At 42.0% G+C, this 23,987-nt stretch carries 14 protein-coding genes; 5 read left to right on the top strand and 9 right to left on the bottom strand.

Annotated features, from left to right (window positions below; genetic code table 11):
- Nucleotides 1–28 precede the first annotated feature (28 nt).
- A complete protein-coding gene (gene pflB / locus K5R16_RS03305; protein ID WP_220736129.1) occupies nucleotides 29–2,311 on the bottom strand; it encodes a formate C-acetyltransferase in 2,283 nt (760 codons plus the stop codon).
- Nucleotides 2,312–3,105: 794 nt separating this feature from the next.
- Complete coding sequence (locus K5R16_RS03300; protein WP_220736128.1) at nucleotides 3,106–4,638, bottom strand: DUF3360 family protein; 1,533 nt, start codon at nucleotides 4,636–4,638, stop codon at nucleotides 3,106–3,108.
- A gap of 970 nt (nucleotides 4,639–5,608) precedes the next feature.
- Between K5R16_RS03300 and focA the strand changes: the two genes are divergently transcribed.
- Entirely contained in the window at nucleotides 5,609–7,144 is a 1,536-nt protein-coding gene (focA, locus tag K5R16_RS03295) for a formate transporter FocA (protein WP_220736325.1), read from the top strand.
- A 61-nt stretch (nucleotides 7,145–7,205) separates the two neighbouring features.
- Here focA and K5R16_RS03290 read toward each other — a convergent pair whose 3' ends face one another.
- On the bottom strand, nucleotides 7,206–8,120 hold the full coding sequence (locus tag K5R16_RS03290; protein ID WP_220736127.1) for a LysR substrate-binding domain-containing protein: 915 nt from the start codon (nucleotides 8,118–8,120) through the stop codon (nucleotides 7,206–7,208).
- 564 nt (nucleotides 8,121–8,684) lie between these two features.
- Between K5R16_RS03290 and yfcC the strand changes: the two genes are divergently transcribed.
- Nucleotides 8,685–10,163 carry a putative basic amino acid antiporter YfcC gene (yfcC, locus tag K5R16_RS03285; RefSeq protein WP_220736324.1) on the top strand — a complete coding sequence of 493 codons (1,479 nt, stop codon included), beginning with the start codon at nucleotides 8,685–8,687 and terminating at the stop codon, nucleotides 10,161–10,163.
- A gap of 108 nt (nucleotides 10,164–10,271) precedes the next feature.
- Here the strand turns inward: yfcC and K5R16_RS03280 are convergent, their stop codons facing one another.
- The 3 genes from K5R16_RS03280 to K5R16_RS03270 form a co-directional block, all read right to left on the bottom strand.
- Nucleotides 10,272–12,974, bottom strand: a complete 2,703-nt coding sequence (locus K5R16_RS03280; protein ID WP_220736126.1) for a TonB-dependent siderophore receptor — start codon at nucleotides 12,972–12,974, stop codon at nucleotides 10,272–10,274.
- 554 nt (nucleotides 12,975–13,528) lie between these two features.
- On the bottom strand, nucleotides 13,529–14,515 hold the full coding sequence (locus tag K5R16_RS03275) for a TDT family transporter (RefSeq protein WP_220736125.1): 987 nt from the start codon (nucleotides 14,513–14,515) through the stop codon (nucleotides 13,529–13,531).
- Between the two features lie 118 nt (nucleotides 14,516–14,633).
- Nucleotides 14,634–15,707: a methyltransferase gene (locus K5R16_RS03270; protein WP_220736124.1), complete on the bottom strand. Its 1,074-nt coding sequence runs from the start codon at nucleotides 15,705–15,707 to the stop codon at nucleotides 14,634–14,636.
- 171 nt (nucleotides 15,708–15,878) lie between these two features.
- On the opposite strand from K5R16_RS03270, the gene K5R16_RS03265 reads away from it, so the two are divergent.
- Nucleotides 15,879–16,556, top strand: a complete 678-nt coding sequence (locus K5R16_RS03265; RefSeq protein ID WP_220736323.1) for a TetR/AcrR family transcriptional regulator — start codon at nucleotides 15,879–15,881, stop codon at nucleotides 16,554–16,556.
- A gap of 30 nt (nucleotides 16,557–16,586) precedes the next feature.
- Here K5R16_RS03265 and cysK read toward each other — a convergent pair whose 3' ends face one another.
- Entirely contained in the window at nucleotides 16,587–17,555 is a 969-nt protein-coding gene (cysK, locus tag K5R16_RS03260; protein ID WP_220736123.1) for a cysteine synthase A, read from the bottom strand.
- A 221-nt stretch (nucleotides 17,556–17,776) separates the two neighbouring features.
- On the opposite strand from cysK, the gene K5R16_RS03255 reads away from it, so the two are divergent.
- Both K5R16_RS03255 and K5R16_RS03250 read left to right on the top strand, forming a co-directional pair.
- On the top strand, nucleotides 17,777–18,940 hold the full coding sequence (locus tag K5R16_RS03255; RefSeq protein WP_220736122.1) for an RDD family protein: 1,164 nt from the start codon (nucleotides 17,777–17,779) through the stop codon (nucleotides 18,938–18,940).
- Nucleotides 18,941–19,116: 176 nt separating this feature from the next.
- Nucleotides 19,117–20,358, top strand: a complete 1,242-nt coding sequence (locus K5R16_RS03250) for a response regulator (RefSeq protein WP_220736121.1) — start codon at nucleotides 19,117–19,119, stop codon at nucleotides 20,356–20,358.
- A gap of 56 nt (nucleotides 20,359–20,414) precedes the next feature.
- On the opposite strand, the gene K5R16_RS03245 is transcribed toward K5R16_RS03250, so the two are convergent.
- Together K5R16_RS03245 and cysZ are read right to left on the bottom strand one after the other, a co-directional pair.
- Nucleotides 20,415–22,754, bottom strand: a complete 2,340-nt coding sequence (locus K5R16_RS03245; protein WP_220736120.1) for a carbohydrate binding family 9 domain-containing protein — start codon at nucleotides 22,752–22,754, stop codon at nucleotides 20,415–20,417.
- A 335-nt stretch (nucleotides 22,755–23,089) separates the two neighbouring features.
- A complete protein-coding gene (gene cysZ / locus K5R16_RS03240; RefSeq protein WP_220736119.1) occupies nucleotides 23,090–23,863 on the bottom strand; it encodes a sulfate transporter CysZ in 774 nt (257 codons plus the stop codon).
- Nucleotides 23,864–23,987: the final 124 nt, after the last annotated feature.

Raw genomic sequence — 23,987 nt, 5'->3', positions numbered from 1 at the left:
CTAGCCGAATCAACACATTAAACTGACGTTATAGACCTTTAGTAAAGGTACGAGTGATAACGTCTTGTTGCTGCTCAGGTGTCAGAGAGTTAAAGCGTACCGCATAACCTGAAACTCGAATGGTTAGCTGTGGGTACTTATCTGGATTAGCCACGGCATCTTCAAGCATTTCACGGTTCATTACGTTTACGTTTAGGTGTTGACCACCTTCACGACTGTCGTTATGAGCAAAGTAACCATCCATTAATGCTGCAAGGTTAGCTTTACGGCCATCTTCATCTTTACCCAATGCATTAGGAACGATAGAGAAGGTGTAAGAGATGCCATCTTGTGCATGAGCAAAAGGTAGTTTAGCAACTGATGTTAAAGAAGCAATGGCTCCTTTTTCGTCACGACCATGCATAGGGTTTGCACCCGGTGCGAAAGGCGCGCCTGCTTGGCGTCCATCAGGTGTGTTACCTGTTTTCTTACCGTAAACCACGTTAGAGGTGATGGTTAAGATAGACTGTGTAGGAATCGCATCACGGTACATCTTCATGCTACGGATCTTAGCCATAAAGCGTTCTACAAGCTCAGTCGCTAAATCATCAACACGTGCATCGTTGTTACCAAACTTTGGATAATCACCGCTGATATCGAAATCAACAGCAATGCCATTTTCGTCACGAATAGGCTTTACAGTGCCGTATTTAATTGCAGAAAGTGAATCAGCTGCAATTGATAGACCTGCGATACCACATGCCATTGTACGACGAACATCTCTGTCGTGAAGCGCCATAAGTGCGGCTTCGTAAGAGTACTTGTCGTGCATGAAGTGGATAGCGTTTAAAGCTGATACATATTGCGTTGCTAACCAGTCCATCATGGTGTCTAAGCGACCCATAACGTCATCGAAATCTAAAACTTCATCTGTGATTGGCGCAAACTTAGGACCAATTTGAGTCTTAAGTTTTTCATCAACACCACCGTTGATGGCATAAAGCATAGTTTTAGCTAGGTTGGCACGGGCTCCGAAGAACTGCATGTGCTTACCAACAACCATTGGACTTACACAACATGCGATAGCATAATCGTCAGATTCAAAATCTGGACGCATTAAGTCATCGTTCTCGTACTGGATAGAGCTAGTATCAATAGAAACTTTAGCTGCATACTTTTTAAAGTTAAGCGGTAACTGCTCAGACCAAAGTACAGTGATGTTTGGCTCTGGGCTTGGGCCCATGTTGTACAAAGTGTGCAAGAAACGGAAGCTAGACTTAGTCACCAATGTACGGCCATCAACACCCATACCAGCGATTGACTCTGTTGCCCAGATTGGGTCGCCAGAGAATAGCTCATCATATTCTGGAGTACGTAGGAAACGAACCATACGTAACTTCATCACGAAATGGTCAACCATCTCTTGTGCTTCTTGCTCAGTCAATACGCCAGCAGCGATATCACGCTCAATAAAGATATCAAGGAAGCTTGAAGTACGGCCCAATGACATTGCTGCGCCATTTTGGCTCTTAACTGCGGCAAGGTAACCAAAGTAAGTCCACTGAATCGCTTCTTTAGCATTGGTAGCTGGCTTAGAGATGTCGAAGCCGTAGCTTGCTGCCATCTGCTTCATTTGGCCAAGTGCTTTATGCTGCTCTGCGATCTCTTCACGAAGCTGCATTGTGTAAGATAGGTTTTCGCCTGTTTCGAAGTCAGCTTGAAGTGAACCAAACTGAGCAAACTTATCTTGCATTAGGTAGTCAATACCATATAGCGCGATACGACGGTAATCACCAATGATACGACCACGGCCATATGCATCAGGCAAACCTGTCAATACACCAGATTTACGACAACGCATAATTTCAGGCGTATAAATATCGAATACACCTTGGTTATGTGTTTTACGCAATTCTGAGTAAACATACTTGATGTTAGGATCAAGTTCACGGCCATATGCGGCGCAAGAACTTTCAACCATGCGGATACCACCATTAGGCAACATTGCACGTTTAAGCGGTGCTTCTGTTTGCAGACCAACGATTGTTTCTAGGTCTTTAGTGATGTAACCGGCTTCATGAGAAGTGATTGTGGAAACTTTGTCTGTATCAAAATCGACAGGGGCGTGGGTGCGGTTTTCTTGCTTGACGCCTATCATTACTTTATCCCAAAGCTCTGTAGTCGCTTCGGTTGCATCTGCTAAGAAAGACTCATCGCCTTCATAAGGAGTGTAGTTAGCTTGGATAAAGTCACGCACATTGACTTCAGTTTTCCAATCGCCTGGCGTGAAACCTTCCCACGCGTTTGCAAACTGTTCAGTTTTTTCGGTCATCGTACTAATACCTTCTGTTTGAGATAAAGGTTATTGGCGTTAACAAGGTTTATCGTTTAACCCTAACGACCAATAGCTAATGCTTAAACGTTTCGAGGCCGCAGCCTTTGTTGAAACGTTTTCGAAGTGATTTCACTTCGCAAGAATTTGTTTGTTGATAACCACAATCGAATCAAAATTTATTGTAAGAAAGTGGTTTATCTAAATTGGTAAGACCAATTTACCGTAAGTATGTTACCATAGGCTTACTGAGCCTGCACTTTAATCCGTAGCCAATTGCCGCGTATTTGTTGAAACTGTTAACAAGATAGCATTTATTAAACAATTTAATGTTTGCATCTATGCTTGATGTCAGGTAATTGCCTTGCTGGTCTATTTTTCGCAAGGCAATTTATTGCAGATGATAAAGCGTTAAAAAGTTCGCCTTACAATCAGCGCTATGTTTTAAGTCATAGTGACTATCAAACAGATTGATAAGAATTATTATACCAATCAGTGTAAATATTTTATCGCTCAGCGAGAGTTTAGCGGCTTTGAGGTAAGGTCATTAAATGCTCCTGCATTAATGACATTCACCACATCCATGTGGTTAACAATGAATGAAGGACATAGTTATCCTACTTCTGCGTTGAATAAACTCATAAGGGAATAACCATTGTGTCATTACTCACTTTGGATTGCCTGCCTTGAATTAGCTCGCCAAAAACACTCTGAGTAGATCAACTTCTTATACTTATTGGTATTATAGATGAGAAAAAGACGAAGAGAGTGCAGGGCTCTCTTCGCCAATTCATTTAAAGTAGGGCTGGTATACCGGTTATCATGCCTACCGCTAACATCGCAGCAAGACAAATAACAAATGCAAGTCCAGGAATGACCATACGATCAGTAAACGATAATGATTTTGCTCGTTCTTTGTCGCCAATAAGACCATTATTGTCTAGAAACATGGTTAATGCCCATGCTAGTACTGGGTTTGCGACGAATGCGGCAAAGATACATATACCTGCAGATTGGCTATTTTTAGTGTCTTTTACCATCTGCATTCCGGCTTCAAGCAGCGGTAAAAATACCCCAACTAAAAGCGCAATCGACATAACAGGTCGCCACACGGTAACGTCCATTGGGTAGCCAATCACTGCCACTAAGATACACATTATTCCGAGTAAAATAGCACCTGCAGGGATTGGGCGTTTGGCGATGGCAGCAGGGATCATGTATGTACCCCAAGAAGAGGTAATGTTACCGCCACCAACTGCTGTACCGACAATCTGGCGAACCGAACAGGTTGTCATAGTATCGTCAACATCCATCAATACCTTTTCTGAACCTTTTGGATAGTTAAGCTCTTGGAAGATGCGGTGGCCCAGGAAGTCGGGTGACCACATAGCAACAGCTAAGATTGCGAAAGGTAAAGAAGCGATAAAGTGTTCAAGGTTTGGTAAGCCTAATTGCCAGCCGTATTCTGTTGAACCCCACCAGTACATAGGGTTTAAGTTAGGGATCCCAGGTTCTGTAACAAACTTCAGATCAAGCCCTGCGCCTAGTGCAAAAGCGAGCACGATAGCGGCAATGGAACACAGTGGAATTGCTAGCCAACGCTTACCAACTTTAGCAAGATAAGCATATAAGATGACGTTAGCCAGTAGGATGAAGAAAGCCACGTAACCTAAGCTGTAATCCAGTGCATGCTTGGCTTCAAGCCCTCCAGCCCAATCAAACAGCGAAGTGATTTGACTCTTAGCACCCATAAAACCGAGGAATACTAATAGTCCGCCGGCAACCCCACTACTGGTCAAATTAACGAGCCGCGATCCCCCTTTGAAGTAACTGAGAATGAGACCGAACACCCCAAGCAGAATGGCGAGCGCTAGAGGATGAGCACCTGCTAAGGCAATGGCACCAATTAAAGGGATCATTGGCCCGTGGTTGCCACCAAGGTTAGCGCGAGGATTAATGAATCCTGAACTGATAATACAAAAGAGTAGGGCGGGAATCAGCATTTCAACCCGTACCACTTGAATTGCAAACTCTGCACCTAAGTTTACATGCTCCCAACGTTCAGACAGGCCTGATGCCCATGCTGCCATCACCGCTGAATACATCACGGTAATACCAATCGTACCGGCGATAGCCGGAACTAAGTCTTCCCATTCAAAACGAAAGTCTCTACCTGGGAGGTTAAGGCCCCAGCGTTTAGGCTTCATGATTTTTAGTTCATTATCCAAATACTCTTCACGGGTATTGAACTCTGATGCGGGACGGTGAAGTGCTTTGTAGCTCTGATTTGAGCTTTCTTCTGCTTCATTCTTTACTGTTTCAGGCATAATTTCTCATTCTCCGAAAAGAATTTAAGTGATTCATCGGGATTTATAACAGTTATTTAGTTGTTCCCTGTGAATTAACAACTTTCTTATACTGATGGGTATAAGTGTAGTCGACTTCAAGTCTTTGTTAACGCTTCTGTAACGGCAAATATTCAGCATCGGTCATGCTGAAATGCAGGTTACATAGGTAATCCGTTACTCACATCAAATTGGTAAGACCAATTTACCTCAAAGATCTTAACATAGTAACCTAGGGACAACATCAAGTATCAAAGTTATTGAATATGGTGTTTGATTAAACTGAGAGCGACTTAACAACTTATACAGTGATGGCTAAATAATCTAATAATAGGCATGTAATTTGCCTTAGTGTCTAGATCAATAAAACCCTATTTTTTGTATTATTATTGACCATTAGTAAACTTACTTTGTTTGCGACAATCCTAGATCACAAGAACTGGGCATTTATCACACCAAATGAAGCGCTAGTTGTGATCTCTGTTGCCTTTTGAGTTCACAATCGTTTACATCAAACAATTACCATATTGATACAGGCATTAGCTTTATCTTTAAATCAAGCATCGATAATCTTCTACGACACGTTGATGGCTTATCAAAGTAGCCTGTCGAGTTTTGCTCACTCTGTTAGTACATAGCTACTTCCTCACCAAATACTCTTTTGCTGTAATTAAATAAATTTATTAAATATAGCTATTATTCAATAGCTTATGACTGGTTTCTTGTTCTGGTAACACCATTAACATTTTCAAATGGACTTTTTTAGGTATCAAAATAAATGATTGTATCCATCATTAATATCAAATTTTATAGTGTCATCGCTTCAGGTAATTTGTGCTTAGAACAAGAGTACGTTTTGAATAACTGGAGTATGGGATGAGTGTAGATCTAGTGACTTACTGTTACGTGACAGTAAGGGGGCAGCATGGCGGCAAATAGCCAAGCAAAACAGATGCCGATAATTAAGCAAGTAGAAAGCCCTCTATCGCAAAAGAGTGCGTTAAAGCCGAGTATGTATCAGCAAGCAGAGCGCTATGGCGCGGATAAAGTGGTAAAGGCCCATTGGCAGTCTTTCGGTTTAGCAGTATTTGCCGGCGCATTTATCGCATTAGCATTTGTGTTTTATATCACTGTAACTACTGGCAGTACTGGGCCCTGGGGGTTAATGAGACTTGCTGGAGGCTTAGCGTTTAGTCTTGGGTTAATGCTGGTAGTGATCTGTGGTGGTGAGCTATTTACCAGTACAGTGTTAAGCAGCGTCGCTTGGGCACAAAAGCAAGTTTCAACTCAGTCACTGCTTAAATGCTGGGGGCGTGTGTATGTAGGTAACTTTATTGGCGCAATGCTAATGCTGTTATTAATTGTTGTAGCCGGGATGCAGAATTTAAATGATAGTCATTGGGGACTCAATGCACTTAACATCGCCCAACATAAGTTGCATCACGGTTGGTGGCAAGCTTTCGTGCTGGGAATGCTCTGTAATATGTTGGTATGCCTTGGTGTCTGGATGACGTTTTCCAGTAAAGACGCATTAACTAAAGCGATATTACTTATGTTACCCGTGGCGATGTTTGTTAGCAGTGGCTTTGAACACAGTATCGCCAACCTATTCATGGTGCCATTAGGCATAGTGCTGGCGAATATTTCAGACCCTACTTGGTTTGCTGCGCTTAATGTCACTCAAGAACAATTTAACGACCTAACAGTGACTAACTTTATTCTCAATAACTTAATACCGGTGACACTTGGCAATATTGTCGGTGGCGGTCTGTTTGTTGGCTTAGGCTACTGGTTAATTGAGAAAGCTAACCCTAGTCCATCTCTGCTTTCAATGACACAACATAATCACTCGGTCTTGGCTGAAGTCATTTCATTGTCAGATCTCGAAAAAAATAATCAAACACATTTTGTAGAACAAACCTTTGCTGAACCTTCACTGGCGCAAAGTCCTAAAAGTGCCTACCTATCTTCTGGAGTAAAAAATATGCCTAAAACAATACAAAAACTTAATGTAAGTGACCTAATGAATCCTGCTCCATTTACACTGACAGCTGACATTACTGTATACGAAGGATTGAAGCGTCTTACCGAAAGTGCCAGTCGTGGTGCGCCTGTGATTAATGAGCAGCAACAGTTGCTTGGCTTTATCTCCCAACAAGATCTCTTACGCAGCTTATGGTCAGAAGAGTTTGCCCGTGGCGTAAGCTTTAAAGTCGCTGATCTGATGCAAACCCAAGTATTGACGGTATCGCCGTCAGATGCCGTTGCCGATCTGATAGAGCTTATGGTTGTTGATAGAGAAAAATTATTTCCGGTCAATGACAGCGGAATGCTGATTGGTAACACGTTCAAAAGCTACGAAGAGCGCCTAAGAGGCGCTAATGCTAGTAAACCTAGCGTGTTCCCAGTGGTAGAAGGCGGCGTATTATGTGGTGTTATTACGCGTGAAGATATTGCACAAAAAGTTTGTGAGGTTTATAAATTCTAAGGGTATTTTAAGCTTAACAAAGGGCAAAGAGGATATGGTTCCTCTTTGCCTTATTTTCAACTTAGCGGTTTTTTTTAACAGCAACTCTATTACGGCTCAAACGTCTGGCCTCAGTAATAACACAATCTCTGAGTGGATTCTCACCTGCATCATTGCGCCATACAAATGAAAGATGGCGTTGCATGTTTAACTCTGGGGTTGATAAAACCACTAGCTCTCCATTGGCAATCTCTTTTTCCACATCTAAATAGGGTAAGCTACTTAAGTAAGGGCCATTTTTGACAAGGGCCTTAAGCAAAGAAACGTATTCATACTCTTTCCACACATGCAGTTTTTCAATGACGCCATGAATGGCACCTTCAAAAATACGTCTTGTGCCTGCTCCTTGTTCCCGAAGCACCCATTTTGCTTGTTCTAGTTGCGCTAAGCTTGCTGATTTTGATTTAGCATAAGGGTGATGTGGTGACGACACCACCACAAGGTGATCATCAAGCCACTGCTCTTGATGCAGTCGGCTATCGTCGTTGCGTCCTTCGATTATGCCAAAATCGTATTCATAATTAAGTAAGCCTTCAATCACGTTTTCAGTATTTTCTACCATCAAGTCAATGCGCAATTCGGGGAAGTCTGTATCAATTTTGCTGATGAGTTCAGGTAGCAGATGTTCAGCTGCTGTTTGGCTAGAGCAGATCCTAAATCTACCGCTTATAAGATGTTGTTCATGCAGGCCTAATTCAATTTGCTGTGCATCTTGTAGCAGACGTCTCGCTTTTGGTCGCAGCCAGTTACCCCAATGGCTTAGGGTTAAACGATTACCCTGACGAATAAACAGCGGACGCCCAAGTAAATTCTCTAATTGTCCCAACGACATACTTACTGCAGATTGCGTCATCGACAGTTTTCTTGCTGCCGCACTGACACTTTCAAGACTGGCAACAGCGTCGAAAACCATAATTTGTTTGAGAGAATACTTCATTGTACCTACTGTTTTCCTACTCGAAAAATAACTAAAGGGAAACTATCAATTTATTTGATGGTTGTTAAGTATGATTCTAGGTGGTGATCAAGTACCAAACAAGCCATGTTGGCTTTAGGTATGAATAACTTAGATTAGGTTCACTATTCTATATATAGTGTGATCCTAATGCGCTCATTGTTGCATGAGTAGGGTAACTGTTTTGATCGGCAATGGTTGCAAATTTGTTTTTATTAGCGGTAAAGCGAGCTTGTACACACGTTAGTAAGGCGAAATGGATCATCTAAATCATCTTTTAACTGACTATTTCAACTGAAAATAGCTTTTCAATTGTATAGTTTTAGGCCTTTCAATCAAAACGATATGGACGTTAGTCTATTTTTTTACCGGTAGCCAACTAACCACTCATAGATAAAGCACTGACATTGGTTTATATTTGCAGCCAAATAACAACAATACGGCCATCAAATGACCCCCAGTTCCCCTACGCAGCAACAACCTTTAACTACCGAGCCAACCGTCGCCAATAACAACCGTTCTCAAATTGTTAATAAAGCATGGCAGATGCCAGATACTTTGGTGATCATTTTCTTTGTGGCACTGCTTGCCGCTGTGATGACCTATTTTATTCCTGTTGGTTCATTTGAGACACAACAAGTGAGCTACGTGATTGACGGTGTTGAAAAGAGCCGCAGCGTGGTCGACCCCAACTCTTTTGCTTACCAATTAAATGATAGTGGTGAGCCAATGCTGCAGCCGGTCAGTTTATTTGCTGGCGGTGGAGGCACAGGTTTCTTTAACTTTGCTTTTGAAGGGCTTGTATCTGGATCAAAGTGGGGCAGTGCTATTGGGGTGATCATGTTCATGCTTGTTATTGGTGGCGCCTTTGGCATTGTTATGGCGACAGGAACCATTGATAACGGCATTTTAAAACTTATCGATAAAACCCAAGGCAATGAAACACTTTTCATTCCGGTTATCTTTACCTTGTTTTCACTAGGTGGGGCTGTATTTGGGATGGGTGAGGAGGCGATAGCCTTTGCGATTATTATCTGTCCGCTAATGATAAGACTTGGTTACGACGGTATTACCACTGTGATGGTGACCTATGTTGCAACTCAAATAGGTTTTGCTAGTTCATGGATGAACCCATTTAGTGTGGCGATAGCCCAAGGCATAGCGGATGTACCTGTGTTGTCAGGTTCAAGCGTGCGAGTAGCAATGTGGTTAGGCTTTACCCTAATGGGCCTTATATTCACTATGCGCTATGCCGCGAAGATAAAAGCTAAACCAGAGCTCTCATACAGCCATCAAAGCGATCAATATTTTCGTGATAATGCCAGTGATGCGAAACTCGATAGCCGCTTTAACATTGGCGACATTCTAGTGTTATTAACTATTGTTGCAACTGTGGCCTGGATTATTTGGGGCGTGGTGGTTAATGCGTGGTTTATCCCTGAAATAGCTAGCCAGTTTTTTGCAATGGGCATCGTTGTTGGCATCATAGGGGTTGTTTTTAAGCTTAATAACCTGACGGTTAATAAAGTCGCCACTAGCTTCAAGCAAGGGGCATCTACAATGCTTGAACCGGCAGTTTTAGTCGGCTGTGCGTCGGGCATACTATTATTACTCGGAGGCAGTAATGCTGCTAACCCAAGTGTACTCAATACCATACTCAGTAGTTCGGGTGAGTTTATTGGCCAGCTGCCAAGTGTGATGTCAGCTTGGTTTATGTTTGTATTCCAGGCCGTGTTTAACTTCTTTGTGACCTCTGGTTCTGGTCAAGCTGCACTGACAATGCCGTTGATGGCACCGCTTGCTGATATTGTTGGAGTCACTAGACAAGTTGCGGTGCTGGCGTTTCAATTAGGGGATGGTTTCACAAATGTATTAGTGCCTACGTCAGCTTCATTGATGGCCACGCTAGGAGTTTGCCGAGTTGATTGGGGCCAGTGGCTTAAGTTTATCTGGCGCTTTATGTTGGGGCTCTTTTTTGTCTCTAGCGTCATTGTTATTACTGCCCACTATATGGGGTTTAGCTAACAATTTACTCTGTCATCGTGTCAATTGAAGCAATAAAAAATGGCATCCTAGGATGCCATTTTTTTATGCTTGATTAAGCGCAATTTGGTGCGCTTAGTTCAACCATGTTTAGAACTTAACTTCACCTTCAATGAACCACTCTTGTCCACGAGCGTTGTATACGCTACGTGGGTAATGAGGCCATGAAGTGTTTGTTGGGTCAAAGTTAGGACCCGCATCAAACATGTTGATTAGACCTGTAGATACTTTGATGTTGTCAGTAAAGTTGTAACCTGCAGTTAGGTTCCACTTAGTTAGTGATGCTACTTCGTAATCACTTTCTTCGCCTTCACCGCCTTCAGCAAATGACTTGTAAGCAGTACCGTGCATGCGTGCAGTGTGGTATGCACCAAGTGTTGCTTCAAAGTCTTCTAGGAAGTAACCAAGTACAAGGTTAGCTCTGTACTGTGGTAATCCACCGTTGTAGATATCATCATCAATTTCAGCTGTTGGGTCTAATTGACCTTCTGACATTAAGATGTAAGTACCATTAAAGTTTAGTTTAAACTCACCAATGGCATCTAGATCCCAACCGTAACCAGCTGTAACATCTAGACCACGAACTTGCTGGTATGCAAGGTTTTGAGCTACAGAGTTAACGTGGGTGATAGTACCGTCTGCATCACGAGTGATCATATCTTCATACAGATCATATTCACGTGCTGCTTTTGAAGCGCTGATGTCACTAACCATGTCATCAAGCTTCCACTCCCAGAGGTCTACAGAAGCGTTTAGTGAATCACCGCCCCATACTGCACCAATGTTAGCTGTGTAACCGGTTTCAGCTTCAAGATCTTTGTTAGCACCCGTTGTGATATCAATGTGTAGCTCGTTACACACTTCATTGATTGTTGGATTTGAGTTTGTCTCACCAGGTGTTCCACCCATCGCTGCACACTGTTTAAAATCAATAACCTGTGTAAAGCCTTGTGTCGGATCACCATATACACGGTGCATATCTGGTGCACGGAATACGCTGCTGATAGAACCACGAACGAGAAGCTCATCCAATGGACGGTATTCAACAGTTAACTGAGGTGATAGGTTACCGCCAACATCACTATATTCATCGTAACGTAAAGCGACATCAATGGTTAGTTGATCAAGAACTGGCATGCTTAGTTCAGCATACGTCGCCCAAAAATCGCGTTCGCCATTTCCTGAAGAGCCACCGGTCGTTAAGATATTACCTTTCTTAGATTCAGAATCTGAATCTGTTTGGTAATCTTGCTCTGTGTACTCAGCACCAAACGCGAACATTGCGTCACCAGCAGGTAACTCAAATGCTAAACCTGTGATGTTAGCCTGAACGTTTTTCTGTGTAGATTGTGCTTGCTCAAAAGGTGTGTAAGAAGCATCTTCTACATCTGCAGTCGACATATTCTTAAGTAAAGAATTACCATTTTCGCCAGCTGTGATGTAGTCAAACATACCGGCGATAGTCGCATAACCACCACGGAAAACATCAACATTTGTACGGCCGTAGTTTACTGACGCGTCCCAGTTATACTCATCAGCAATAACGCCTTCAAGGCCAGCGGTGAAGAAGTAGTTACGGGTATTGGTCTCACCAGTACGGTTACCAAATTCATGTAAACGACGTATGTATACATAATCACCATCAGTTGCTTTAGCGAAATCACCGCCTAGTGCTGTCGATTTGTCATTGAATGTTTTGCTTAGTCCACCTGCGCCTGAAACGGTTACGTCATTGCCAGCCACTTTGATGCCGTAGTCATTGATCGCCATAGGCTCAATGTTCGTGGTAGATTTTGCTTGAGCAAAGTCTAAACGGCCTAAGAAAGTGATATCGTCAGCTAGTTCATAGTTGAAGTTGGTTGTGCTGATAAAGCGGTAGCTTTCTGGCTCAAGATCGCGTTGCTTCGAACGGTCATAACCACATCGCGGAACGCTTACAGTGTCATCCCAGAAGAAACCACCGGCAGTACATTCTGCAGCTGTTAGTGCTTTAGCACCGCTAGCGCCTTCACTAGTACCTGCAATACGTGCACCGTAAGAGCTGTAACTTGAGAATTCACTGTGAGGAACTTTATCTGTATTTAAGCCAAAGTTTTCACGATCTGTCGCGCGAAGTACTTCGTTGTTTGTATATTCGATAAACGTTGAAACGTTACCTTTATCTGAAGATGAACCGATAGAGAAAGCGATTCTATCATTCATGCCACCGCCATTGGTGGTATCACCGTGGCGATACTTAAGTGCAGCACCGTCGAAGTCTTTCTTCAAAATGATGTTAATAACACCACCAATTGCATCAGCGCCGTAAATGGCTGAGCCACCTGATTGTAGAACTTCGATTCGAGCAACTGCTTCCATTGGAAGGTTAGCGGTATCAACGAAGTTATCTGTGCCGCCAGCAGGTTTTGGATACTGGTTTAGACGTTTACCATCAATAAGCGTCAATGTACGGTTAGCACCAGCATTACGTAAGCTGATAGATGAAGCAGCAGGAGTAAAACCATGAACTGATTGTGTTGTCATCGCACCAGTTGTAGATGTTAGGCTTTGAAGTGCATCTTGAATATTGGTAAAGCCTTGCTTTGCCATGTCATCGGCACTTAGCACTGTTACAGGCGTTGCCGTTTCCATATCAGTTCGTTTAATACGAGAACCGGTAACTTGAATTCGCTCAACTTTATCTGCACTTTCTGCATCAGCCGCAAGAACTACTGGCGAGCTAAGTGCTGCTGTTGCTGCACCACCCACTAACGCAAAGCGTACTGCTTTGGCCAATCTTGAATTAACTTGCATTGTATTACTCCCTGGAAACTTATATTAATTATATGTTTTATTTTAATTAGAACCACCTTCTTAAGGTAACTTAAATGTAAACAAGAAGATGAATCCCATCCGAATAGAACCATAATTAAATAACTGTGGCAACAATCTAGTTACAGCTGTGATGAGGTTATAAGATTAATTGTGGAGTATTTTTTTACTGATTTTGATTAACAATTTATTATCCATATCGCAACAAGTTGTGGTGTTGTTGAATTGTTGTTTGTTTTTTGGTTGTTAATTAATCTCGATTCAACCTCGGTGTTGATAGTTGGTTGCTTTTTTGTTGTGGCTTTGCTTTTGAGAGGTTTTGTTTATTAACAATGTCGATACAGTTTATGTAGATAAAAAGTATTAATCTCGAATAGATATATTTCAATTTGTGACGCCGGTCACGTTACTGGTGTGGCTGGAAATGGCTTATTGTTGCGGGCATGTAAGTTTTTGAGGCGAGGAGAGAGCAGTTTGGCTTGCTGTATTATACTTTATTCTATCGATTGAGAGTCACTCATTATAATAAGTTAACCTTATTGCGGCATATTAAATGCCGTTTTGTAATGACGCAAATATCTTACTGCTACATAGGTCACGATGATGGTTGCAATCACTAGTTCAAATTTTGCGGTTATTAACAAGCTCACCGATAAGATGCTTTCTCCATATGTACTTACTATCCAAGTGACAGTTTTAAATAATGCGGTTGCACCGATAACCATTGGAAAAGTAAATGCAGCATAACCTGGACTAAACGGCAGTTTTAATAAGTTAAAAAAGGCTAGATAAATAATACTGGTCATTAATAGCGCGACGGTTAATAAAACAGCGACAATAACTAAAGAAGGTTGACTTGATATTGTTAGGTAACCGGCTAATGATAGGCTTGCTGGTGCGGCCAAAATTGCAATTGTTGGTTTTGCTGCATCGGCTATCGGTTCGCAGAATATCAATCTGTAAAGCATAATAGGAAGCATCACTAAGTAACTCAACATACCGAAGTTAACAATAGCGTTGGCAATCCAGTGGTTTTGTACCTGTAATAACTCTCCATGTGGAAAAGAGACTGCTGCTACAATCATGCCGATAGGGGGAACAAACCAGCTCGGTACCATGTGGCTTAGCTTGAAATCGATTGCTCTATTATAGATAAACATAAATAGAAAGATGATATGGATGCTAATCGCCGTTAACCATAATGTTAAAGCAGCGCCTTGGCTAAATTCTCCAATAGCGGCTGAAACCACCATTAACCCCATGGCAAAGGTTGGGATAACACTGCCAATAACCGGGTGAGACAGTTCTTCAATAAGCACTTTAGGGTGCAAAACGAATTTAGCAACCAGCATGGTTAGCAGTACTGATGCAATTAGAGCACCAGCTAACTGTGCATTACCGCCAAGCTCAGGAGACATGCTCTCCCAAGCCCAACCTAGGCTGGCTATTGCTAGTGCCAAACCAGCCATTGGACTCGGTAAGCGTGATACTCTGTGTGTTAGTTTGTTATTTGTTACAGTCATTGTGTTCTCCAAAATCTTATCTCTATGGATGTATTTTAGAATCACCTGCAATTAAATTAAATTGAGTTATAGTTAACCTTGGGTTAAGTATAACTTAATTGGTTGGTGTGGATTTAAATCAAGGCTTCAGTTTGCAACGCAGTAACGTGTGCCCAAGTCCAATATTGTCGATATCTTCATCAACAAAGAGTCCCGCTTGGCTAATTAGGCTCAGTAAGGTTTTACTGTGGTACATGCGACTATTGCCATTGGCAATAGCGGTGAAATAGATTGAAGTGGCATTGACACAAAAAGCGCCTGCTTCAAATGGCTGACGATCCCAAAAGGTTTCTAGGATGCATAGCTCACTGTCTTTCTCCATGACTGAAACGGCACGTTTTAGAATGCTGAGAATTTCTGTCTCAGAAAAGCAATCTAAAAATTGGCTCATCCAGTAAAGGTTACCAGCTTCACAAAATGGTTTGCTTTCATCGAGTAAGTCTGTTGCAAATGCGTTTATTCTGTCAGCTACCCCATTGTCAGCAGCGTTCTGCATCGCGACTTCTAGCTGCCCAGGAAGATCCATGATGGTGACAGCGACTTGGCTATCAAATTTGGTACAGGCTAATGCCCATTTACCCGTGTTTCCGCCAACATCGACAATATGCTTTGGCTGAGCTTTGAAAATGAGCGGTAACAAAGTCTCGAATGCATGATCTGAATAATAGTGATCAAACTCAAACCAGCTCTTTTTAATATCGTCGGGCAATTGACTCAAGCCGGGATAGATTGTTTGCCAGTCACCCAGTGAGGCGAGCCCTTTTGGTTTACCTTCGAGTAAAGAGGCTTCCAATTCAAATAATCCTTGATAACAGACATCATGGGTAAAATTTAAATTGGTTTGAGCCATATCATCATGCAATAAAAAGTGCCCGACCTTATCGAGCACGTATGCTTCTTCATTTAGGTATAACAAGCCCATACTCAGTCCCATATCGACCAATACTCCAAGGGCGTACTCTGACAGTACTGACTGCTTGGCTAAATCACTTATGCTGCAACCTTTTGAGCCGCAATCGGAGATCAACTGTAAAACATTAAACTTCAACAAACAGCGTGCGACTTGAAAACTTATTGGCGCGAAGGCAATTTTTTGCGCTTCAAACTTGGCATCAAATGCGCTGATTGATAGAGGAGAGCGATAGAAAGACATAAATTAGACCGATGTAGCTGTTACCGAATTAGGGGAGGCGTATCTTACATGTTACAGTCTGAATATAGTTTGAACTGGATCTTGCTTCGAGTTGTTTTAGATAAGATTAGTTTCCAGTTGTTGTTCATGGCGAGTTCAAGCCAGATTGAATATTCGTGTAAAGGAAGTGCCATGCTCGTACCACTGACCTATGTTGGTCGACAATCAAGCCGAAGTGATGGGCAAGCAAGACGCAAAGCGATTCTAGAGGCGACATTGCGCTTAATCGTTAAAGAGGGGATCCGTGGCGTGCGCCATAGGGCTGTTGCAGCTGAGGCAGATGTACCATTAGCTTCAACTACTTATTACTTTAATGATATTAAAGATCTTATTAGTGATGCATTAACCTTTTTTGCGGAAAAAACGTTGTGGATGAATAAAGCGTTAGAGGAACAAAGCTATACCTTGCTCAATAGTATGGCCGAAGTAAGCCAGAGCCTAACTAAATCTGAGCTGCAAACGTTAGTGGTTGAGCAGTTATCTGACTTTATCTGTGATCATATAGAAGCACAGTTAACTCAACCTGATGATCGTATCCTAGAGCATGCTTTTCACGAAGAAGCACTGCGGAATCCCGAGCTTGCTAAAGCCATTATCTTGCTCGAAGAGACATTACTGCAGAGCATTAAATCATTTTTTAGTGCATTTGGTTCAAAAACAGCAAGTGAAGATGCCCACCAAATCTTGGCAATTATTCGACTGTTGGAATACCAGTTTTTACTGCGTGGTAAGGTGAATAAGATTGAGCTCAATAACATTGTGCACACCACTGTGAGCCACATTATTCAGGCAATAAAAAACCCAAGCTAAAGCTTGGGTTTTGTTGTATCTACTTACGGTTTATTGTACGTTTTCAGCGTCGCTAAACTCACCCTGGAACAATACTGAAGATAAGTAACGTTCAGCGGCAGAAGGTAATACAACAACAATATTCTTACCTTCAAACTCAGGTAGTGCTGCAATACGGTTTGCTGCTACTACAGCTGCACCTGATGAGATCCCTACTAGAATACCTTCTTCTTGCATGAGTCGATGCGCCATTTCGATAGAGTCTTCATTCGATACGGCTTCAACACGGTCTATCAGTTCAAGATCTAGGTTGCCCGGAATAAATCCAGCGCCAATACCTTGAATTTTGTGTGGTCCAGGTTGAACTGTTTGACCTGCAAGTGTTTGTGCAATCACAGGCGAATCAACTGGCTCAACAGCTACAGAAGTAATCGCTTTACCTTGAGTATTTTTGATGTAACGGCTCACACCAGTGATTGTTCCGCCTGTGCCAACACCAGCAACAATGACATCAACTTCGCCGTCAGTATCATTCCAGATCTCAGGTCCAGTAGTTTTTTCGTGGATCTCTGGGTTTGCTGGGTTATTAAACTGCTGCAATAACACGTATTTTTCAGGTGCTGATTGACGGATCTCTTCCGCTTTATCAATGGCACCTTTCATGCCTTTTGCGCCTTCAGTTAACACTAAGTTTGCACCTAATGCTTTAAGCAGCTTTCTACGCTCTAAACTCATGGTATTAGGCATAGTTAACGTTAACTTATAGCCTCTTGCAGCCGCTACATAAGCAAGTGCAATTCCTGTGTTACCTGAAGTTGGCTCGATAAGCTCTTTATCTTGAGTTAGAACGCCTTTTTTCTCAGCGTCCCAGATCATATTCGCGCCAATACGACACTTAATACTGAAACTTGGGTTACGTGCTTCAATCTTGGCAAGAACATTACCTTTGCTAACACGATTTAAACGGACAAGTGGCGTATTACCAATTGTTTGTGAATTGTCTTCAAAAATTTTGCTCATGGGCTGCTTGCTCCTTAAAATGCACAGGTAAAGCATAATCCTCTTTCGCTGCTTTAGAAGTGATTGTTTGTTCTTCTTTATTCCTTTTAGTTATTAAAGCAATCGCTATTATACGTAATGAGTGGAATTACTATAAGTTTCAGTTGTTAAGCTTAAGTTAATAGGGTGGTAATATGGTGCATTGACCAATGCAATGCACTCACTATGACTGGATTAAACCAATGAGAAAACAGCAGACTGAATCAACGCTTGATCCTAAGTCGTTAGTCACCCCTTATGCATTTGAGATTGCCCCCAATGTTTTATATCAACCTTTAGCGAGTCCATTGAAACGCGCCTTAGCAATAACCGTTGATGGTTTGCTGGTCGCGGCCCTTGCTGAAAATGCGGGTTGGATATTTGTATTAATGGTCGCAATTACCGTTGTTGTTCATAAAAGAAGCAAGGCTTTGGGGAGCATTGTTAAGTGGGCGTTATATGCTTTCATGCTGGCAGGTATGGTGTATGCGTTACTTGGTGACGGTTGGAACAATCGAAATGATATTTTAGACTCTAACCAAGTTGGAACTCATATAAATGCTGATAGTGCTGAGCCTGAAACATTGCAAACAGTCGCTGAATTAGCAAATTACCTTCCTGAAGTCATATCCACATCGAGTTGCCAAAATTACTTATGTGCTCAAAAGCGTTTAAATTCATTAAAAGATGCGCTAAACCACTCAAGCCTCTCGAACGCAGAACAAGCACGTATTATAGAACAACTGATTAATGAGCTACCGCTTACCGCTAAACAAAAAGAGAGCTTAAAGTTAAAGTTTGTACCCACTGAGAATATACAAGCGCAATCCTCTGTCATTGATGCAAGTATTGAACAGCCAGTCGAAGAAGAGAGCATTGTTGTTAGTAATGAAGAGAGTGATGCTTCAACCACTAACAAAGTCGACTGGGAAGCGTTGGAAGATGATTCTCATTTTGAAAAAGAGCAAAACCCAAAATCGAGCCCGTTAGCTTGGTTGATAGGCTTTTTAAACGATATGGGCTTAGGTTTTGGTTGGGCTGCTTTCTATTTTACGGTGTTTACCGCTTGGTTTGATGGGCAAACATTGGGTAAAAAACTACTTGGAATTAGTGTTATCCAGCTGGATGGTTCCAAGATCACCTTATGGGCCGCTTTTGGTCGTTATGGCGGCTACGCTGCAGGCTTTACCACAGGTTTACTCGGTTTCATGCAAATATTCTGGGATGCGAATCGGCAAGCAATACAAGATAAAATATCAGCAACTGTTGTTATTGACCTTAGAAAACCTGAAATTGAAGCGCCTAAGCTACAATTAAACATGAATGCGCTTAATGCATCGATTGATGCAAAAATTGAAGAGAAGTAGCATAATTGATACCGTTTTCTGTAGGTAAGGGTTAAGCTGCTGACGAATTTAGTAAAATTGCAGCAATAAAGCAGATGAAGTTCTCACTTAGCGTAGGCAATTAATAATTAAAGAGTCTTTCAAAAAGGCCGATTAACTAATGCGCTAAAGGAGTTTGGGTTTATAGGAGAGTTAAGTTGCGGATCTTAGTTGTAGAAGATAGCCAAGTTGTATCAAGGGTAATGCGTCATTTATTAACCCAAGAGTTAAATTGTGAAGTTGATGTCGCGCCTGATCTGGCCAGTGCCAAGAACCTGTTAGCTGAAAATGATTATTTTGTGGCCATTACCGATTTAAATCTTCCGGATGCGCAAGAGGGCGAAATTGTAAAATTAGTACTGGCAAAACAGATCCCTTGTATCGTACTTACCGGAAGTTGGGATCCCCAAGAACGATCACGTCTGCTGCAATTAGGTATTGTTGATTATGTACTTAAAGAAAACCGCTTTAGCTATGAATATACCGCTAAGTTAGTTAGGCGTTTGCAACGCAATCAAAGCGTGAAGGTATTAGTTGCCGATGACTCCATGGTGAGCCGAAAGTTTATTCGTAGCCTTTTAGAGCAGCATTTGTTTCAAGTGATAGAAGCTGATGACGGTATAGCAGCACTCGCTACCCTTAAAGAAAACCCAGATATTAAGCTGCTTATTACTGATTATAATATGCCGCGACTAGATGGCTTTGGTTTAATTATAAAAGTCAGAGAGCAGTTCAGCAGAGAAGAGTTGGCAATTATCGGGTTGTCCAGTGATAGCGACGAAAGCCTCTCTGCACGATTCATTAAAAATGGTGCTAATGACTTTCTGCAGAAACCTTTCGTGCACGAAGAGTTTCATTGTCGAGTACTTAACACGCTAGATGCACTCGATATGATGGCTAAACTGTGGGAGCAAGCCAACCTCGATTACTTAACCAATGTATTTAATCGGCGTTACTTTTTTAATCTCTATGAGGAGAAACTGCCTACTATTACCCGTAATCAAGGTACGCTTTCACTCGGTTTAATGGACATCGATTTCTTCAAAAAGGTCAATGATGGTTATGGTCATGATGTGGGAGATGAGGTGTTGGTTGAATTTGCCAAACGTCTTGAACACTCATTTTCACAACATTTTACAGTGGCTCGATTTGGTGGTGAAGAATTCGTTGTAGGTTTCAAAGGTTTAAGTGTTGAAAAGTCATTTGCACTATTAGATAGGTTTAGAATGCAGATGGAAAGTACACCGGTAATGACAACGAAAGGCGAGTTAACCATAACCGTTAGTATCGGTGTTGCTAATTTCAATCACGATGAAAACGTAGATGAGATGTTGCAACGAGCTGATGTTGCTCTGTACGAAGCTAAAGAGGGTGGGCGCAACTTAGTGTGCATTGCTTAAAACGGTTTCTTATTGATAATAAAAAGGCTTAACCATTAGTGGTTAAGCCTTTTTGTTTATAAAATCCAAGCGTAACTCATTTTCATAAAGTAGGTTTCTTCGGTTTTCATTAGCGAGTCGATGGAATCATTAGACTTCAATCCATCTGAATAACCTAGATAGAACACACTTTGAGGATTAAGCTTATACCCGTAAAGGATCTCATTGCCTAAATTCTGCTGCTCTTTATTCGGTGAACCATATTGGTAAAGGCTTGGATCTCTTTCAATATGGGTGTAGACGCTGGAGACTCGGATAAAGTTATGAATGTCGATATACCAACTCAATCTTACATCGCTTAAGTTTGCGGTAAATAGACGGCCGTCATCGACATCCATAGTACGGTAAACGTGCGATACATTAAGCTTCACTGAATCGGTAACATTCCAGCGAACACCAGGATTGAGTAGAAACTTAGTACCCAATTGATCGTTGGCAAAGTCGATGCTATCGCCGTAGTTGACATCCAGTTCGACAAATAGGGTACGGGTTGGCTTCATATTGGCATAAAACCAGCCCATGGTTTCGTCAAACATCTGAGTATTATTTTCAATTGCTAAGCTTGCACTATCGTGACGCCTTCCTACACGTTGACGATTCACAACGCCAAATGCGGTGTAACTTTGTAGTAGGCCGTCAAAAGCAAGCTTAGCTTCAGCTTCCTGTTCTAATTTTTCACCGGCCTGGTTATGACTAATATCCCAGTCGCCGCTCAATCTGATCTTGCTAAAACCACTGTTTTCAGGGTACCAAGTGTAACCACCGCCTGCGACAAATTTGCTAAAATCGACTTTTTCAATAAAGCCTAAATCGGCTCTAAAATCCTCGCCTACAGACTGATATTGCGCTATAGCATCCCAGTTTCTGGTTTCATGTTCATATTTTGCCAAATACATGTTGCCACGAATTGCATCAGTGCTATTGGTGCGTAATACACGCTCATTGACGCCGCAATCATTTAAATCACAGTTGATATCCGGAAGGCAATCATCATTGCTGCATAGTGTTTGCGAGAAACCTAAAGGGTATTGGGTATCCGATACTACGTATTGGCCAATAAAGGTATCTTGCTCGGTAGGCTGATATTTAACATCTACGCTAGTAACATAGTTATGATAATCGTCGCTGGTTTTAGCGGTGACTAGCGCGCCCATAGACAACTCTTTACCTATGTCGTAACGATAACGACCTGCAAAGTTCTGACTTTTCTCATCGATACTGGCGATATCAGAGCTTAAATTCCCAGGTACTAAAAAGTTAGTATGAGTGTCGTTTGTCGCCAGTGTGGCAAATGTGTGGTCACCCACTTTACTGGTTAGCTTAATACCATAGTCTGGCGAAACGATATTACGGGTATGCAATAAGTTTAACTGGGTATCAAAATAGTCCTTATTATCGAGAAAAAAGGCTCTTTTTTCTGGATAAAACAGTGCGAAGGTATTATTAATATCGAGTTGGCCTGCGTCGGCTTCTACCTGCGAAAAATCCGGGTTTATGGTTGCACTCAATAATGTACTAGGAGTGATCCCCCAGCGGATATCCAAACTTGGCTCGACGTTGTTTTCGCTTTCCCAGTCACTATTAAGCTCGAGAGGACGTTGGCTGTTACGATTAAAAACCACTGATGGCGTGATCTGTAGGTCATTACCTTGCTCAAGGCTAGACATGCCACTCATCACCCCAAATTGACACAGTTGGCAGCTATTATTTCTGTCTATCTGGTGACTAGATAGTCTGTGCTGTTCATTTCGTGGATAAAACCTAACCAGTTCAACGCCCCATTTTTGCTCGGTGCTGTTATCAAAATTAAGCACTCTGTAAGGTAACTCTATTTCTACCTGATAACCCGTTTCTGTGCGCTGAGCTGCAGTGTACCAAATGCCGTCCCAAGCATCGCTTTCGCTGCCGGTCAGTTCATTTTCGATAGAGTCCATTTGCACGCCGTAAGCATTGACAAAGAATTGATAGGCGAGTCTGGCATCATTAAAAGTATCGAGTTTAATACCGACTAAATCATCACCCCAAACACTGTCTCGATCGCTCAAGTTTGCTCTGATCTGCGATGGCGTTGGATCATAAGCAGTAAATGCCAAGAAGAGACTCGTGTCAGTAGAGTAAAGCTTTACTTCAGTTGTTACTGGCGCAGTGATGTTTTCACCGGGACTCGTTTCAATCGTTATTTCGGTAGTGGCGGCATTCTCCCATTGTGGTTCATCAAAGTGACCATCTACTGTGATGCTGCCTGAAAGTGTTGGTATTTCGATATTGAATTGATTTTCCTGCCCTGCGTTAGCGAGTAAAGAATGACAAGAGGCGAATAAGATAAGGGTTCTAGCAAATAGAGTTGCTTTATTCATTTGTTATTATTATTGAAAGCTAATCTTTAGGTGAGGGGATTGTAATGGAATTACGTATAAAAAAGGTAGGCTATTTGTTACAAATATTTTCAGTGTGATAACAACTGGCCGGAAGTTGTGTAGAAGTCGCTGGGCCATATTATTAATGGCTCAGCGTAATAACCAAGTGTGCTGGCAAAAAGCCTTCTGCGATGGGCTGCTTTTGAAATGAAAGCAAAGACTTTTCTCAGTGTTATTGATTTTACCAAGGGAATGACCATTAGTGGCTATCAATACCGTGATTAAAGTCCATTAAGCACCCACGGAATCCTGCATCTACAGATAGAACGGGTATATTAATCTGGTGCGATGATGTTGTCTTTGTATGCTTCTCGGTATTTATCAACCCACATAGATGTGGCGCCACATATGGCGACAGGCATCACGACAAAGTTGAGGATTGGGATCATTGAAAACAGTGTAACGGCCGCGCCAAAACTAAAGCTACTGCCGCGAGTTTGGTTAAGCGCAAATTTCATGTCTGCAAAGGGGACTTTATGGTTATCAAAAGGGTAATCACAGTATTGAATTGCCATCATCCAAGCACTAAAAAGAAACCATAAAATAGGCGCCGCAGTTTGACCGACAAACGGTAGTAAAAATAGCAATAAGAAAACAATGGCACGAGGTAGATAGTATTTTAGCTTTATCCACTCACGGCCTAATATGCGCGGCAAATCTTTGATTAAATCGATACCGCCACCAGTATTGAGCGGTTTGCCCGTTAACAGTTGTTCGACTTTTTCAGCCAGTAATCCGTTAAAGGGCGCAGCGAGCCAATTCATCACTGAACTAAAGATGAATGATAACACCACCAACAAGGTTAATACCGCAAGTGGCCAAAGCAGAAAGTTCAACCAACTTAAGTATTCTGGAAGCTGACCTGAAAGCCAGGCGAAAACCTGCTCTAACTGACCAATGGCAAAATAGATCAAGCCACCAAAGAGCAATAAATTAATTGTCAGTGGAATAAATACAAAACGTCTAAGGCCGGGGCGTTTGATCAAGCTAAACCCTTCTAAGAAGTAATTTACGCCGCTTTTCTTTGTTACTTGATTGGTTTTATTCATAGAAATTTTAGATCATTAAAGATACGCATTGTCACGATTGTGAGTCAGTGGGCATTTAACCGCAAGTGAAAAGGCGTTAATCGCCAATAAAAAGCGTTACAAAATGCTGTTAGCTTTGGTAAAG

The organism is Shewanella sp. c952, assembly GCF_019654975.1.
Taxonomy (GTDB): domain Bacteria; phylum Pseudomonadota; class Gammaproteobacteria; order Enterobacterales; family Shewanellaceae; genus Shewanella.
This window is presented reverse-complemented; position numbering and strand designations above follow the sequence as displayed.

Coding starts and splice junctions, on each gene's coding strand:
- cysK (WP_220736123.1), bottom strand. CDS start 17,555: ATGAGCAAAATTTTTGAAGACAATTCACAAACAATTGGTAATACGCCA.
- K5R16_RS03290 (WP_220736127.1), bottom strand. CDS start 8,120: ATGAAGTATTCTCTCAAACAAATTATGGTTTTCGACGCTGTTGCCAGT.
- K5R16_RS03275 (WP_220736125.1), bottom strand. CDS start 14,515: ATGACTGTAACAAATAACAAACTAACACACAGAGTATCACGCTTACCG.
- K5R16_RS03245 (WP_220736120.1), bottom strand. CDS start 22,754: ATGAATAAAGCAACTCTATTTGCTAGAACCCTTATCTTATTCGCCTCT.
- K5R16_RS03300 (WP_220736128.1), bottom strand. CDS start 4,638: ATGCCTGAAACAGTAAAGAATGAAGCAGAAGAAAGCTCAAATCAGAGC.
- focA (WP_220736325.1), top strand. CDS start 5,609: ATGCCGATAATTAAGCAAGTAGAAAGCCCTCTATCGCAAAAGAGTGCG.
- K5R16_RS03265 (WP_220736323.1), top strand. CDS start 15,879: ATGCTCGTACCACTGACCTATGTTGGTCGACAATCAAGCCGAAGTGAT.
- K5R16_RS03255 (WP_220736122.1), top strand. CDS start 17,777: ATGAGAAAACAGCAGACTGAATCAACGCTTGATCCTAAGTCGTTAGTC.
- pflB (WP_220736129.1), bottom strand. CDS start 2,311: ATGACCGAAAAAACTGAACAGTTTGCAAACGCGTGGGAAGGTTTCACG.
- K5R16_RS03270 (WP_220736124.1), bottom strand. CDS start 15,707: ATGTCTTTCTATCGCTCTCCTCTATCAATCAGCGCATTTGATGCCAAG.
- cysZ (WP_220736119.1), bottom strand. CDS start 23,863: ATGAATAAAACCAATCAAGTAACAAAGAAAAGCGGCGTAAATTACTTC.
- K5R16_RS03280 (WP_220736126.1), bottom strand. CDS start 12,974: ATGCAAGTTAATTCAAGATTGGCCAAAGCAGTACGCTTTGCGTTAGTG.
- yfcC (WP_220736324.1), top strand. CDS start 8,685: ATGCCAGATACTTTGGTGATCATTTTCTTTGTGGCACTGCTTGCCGCT.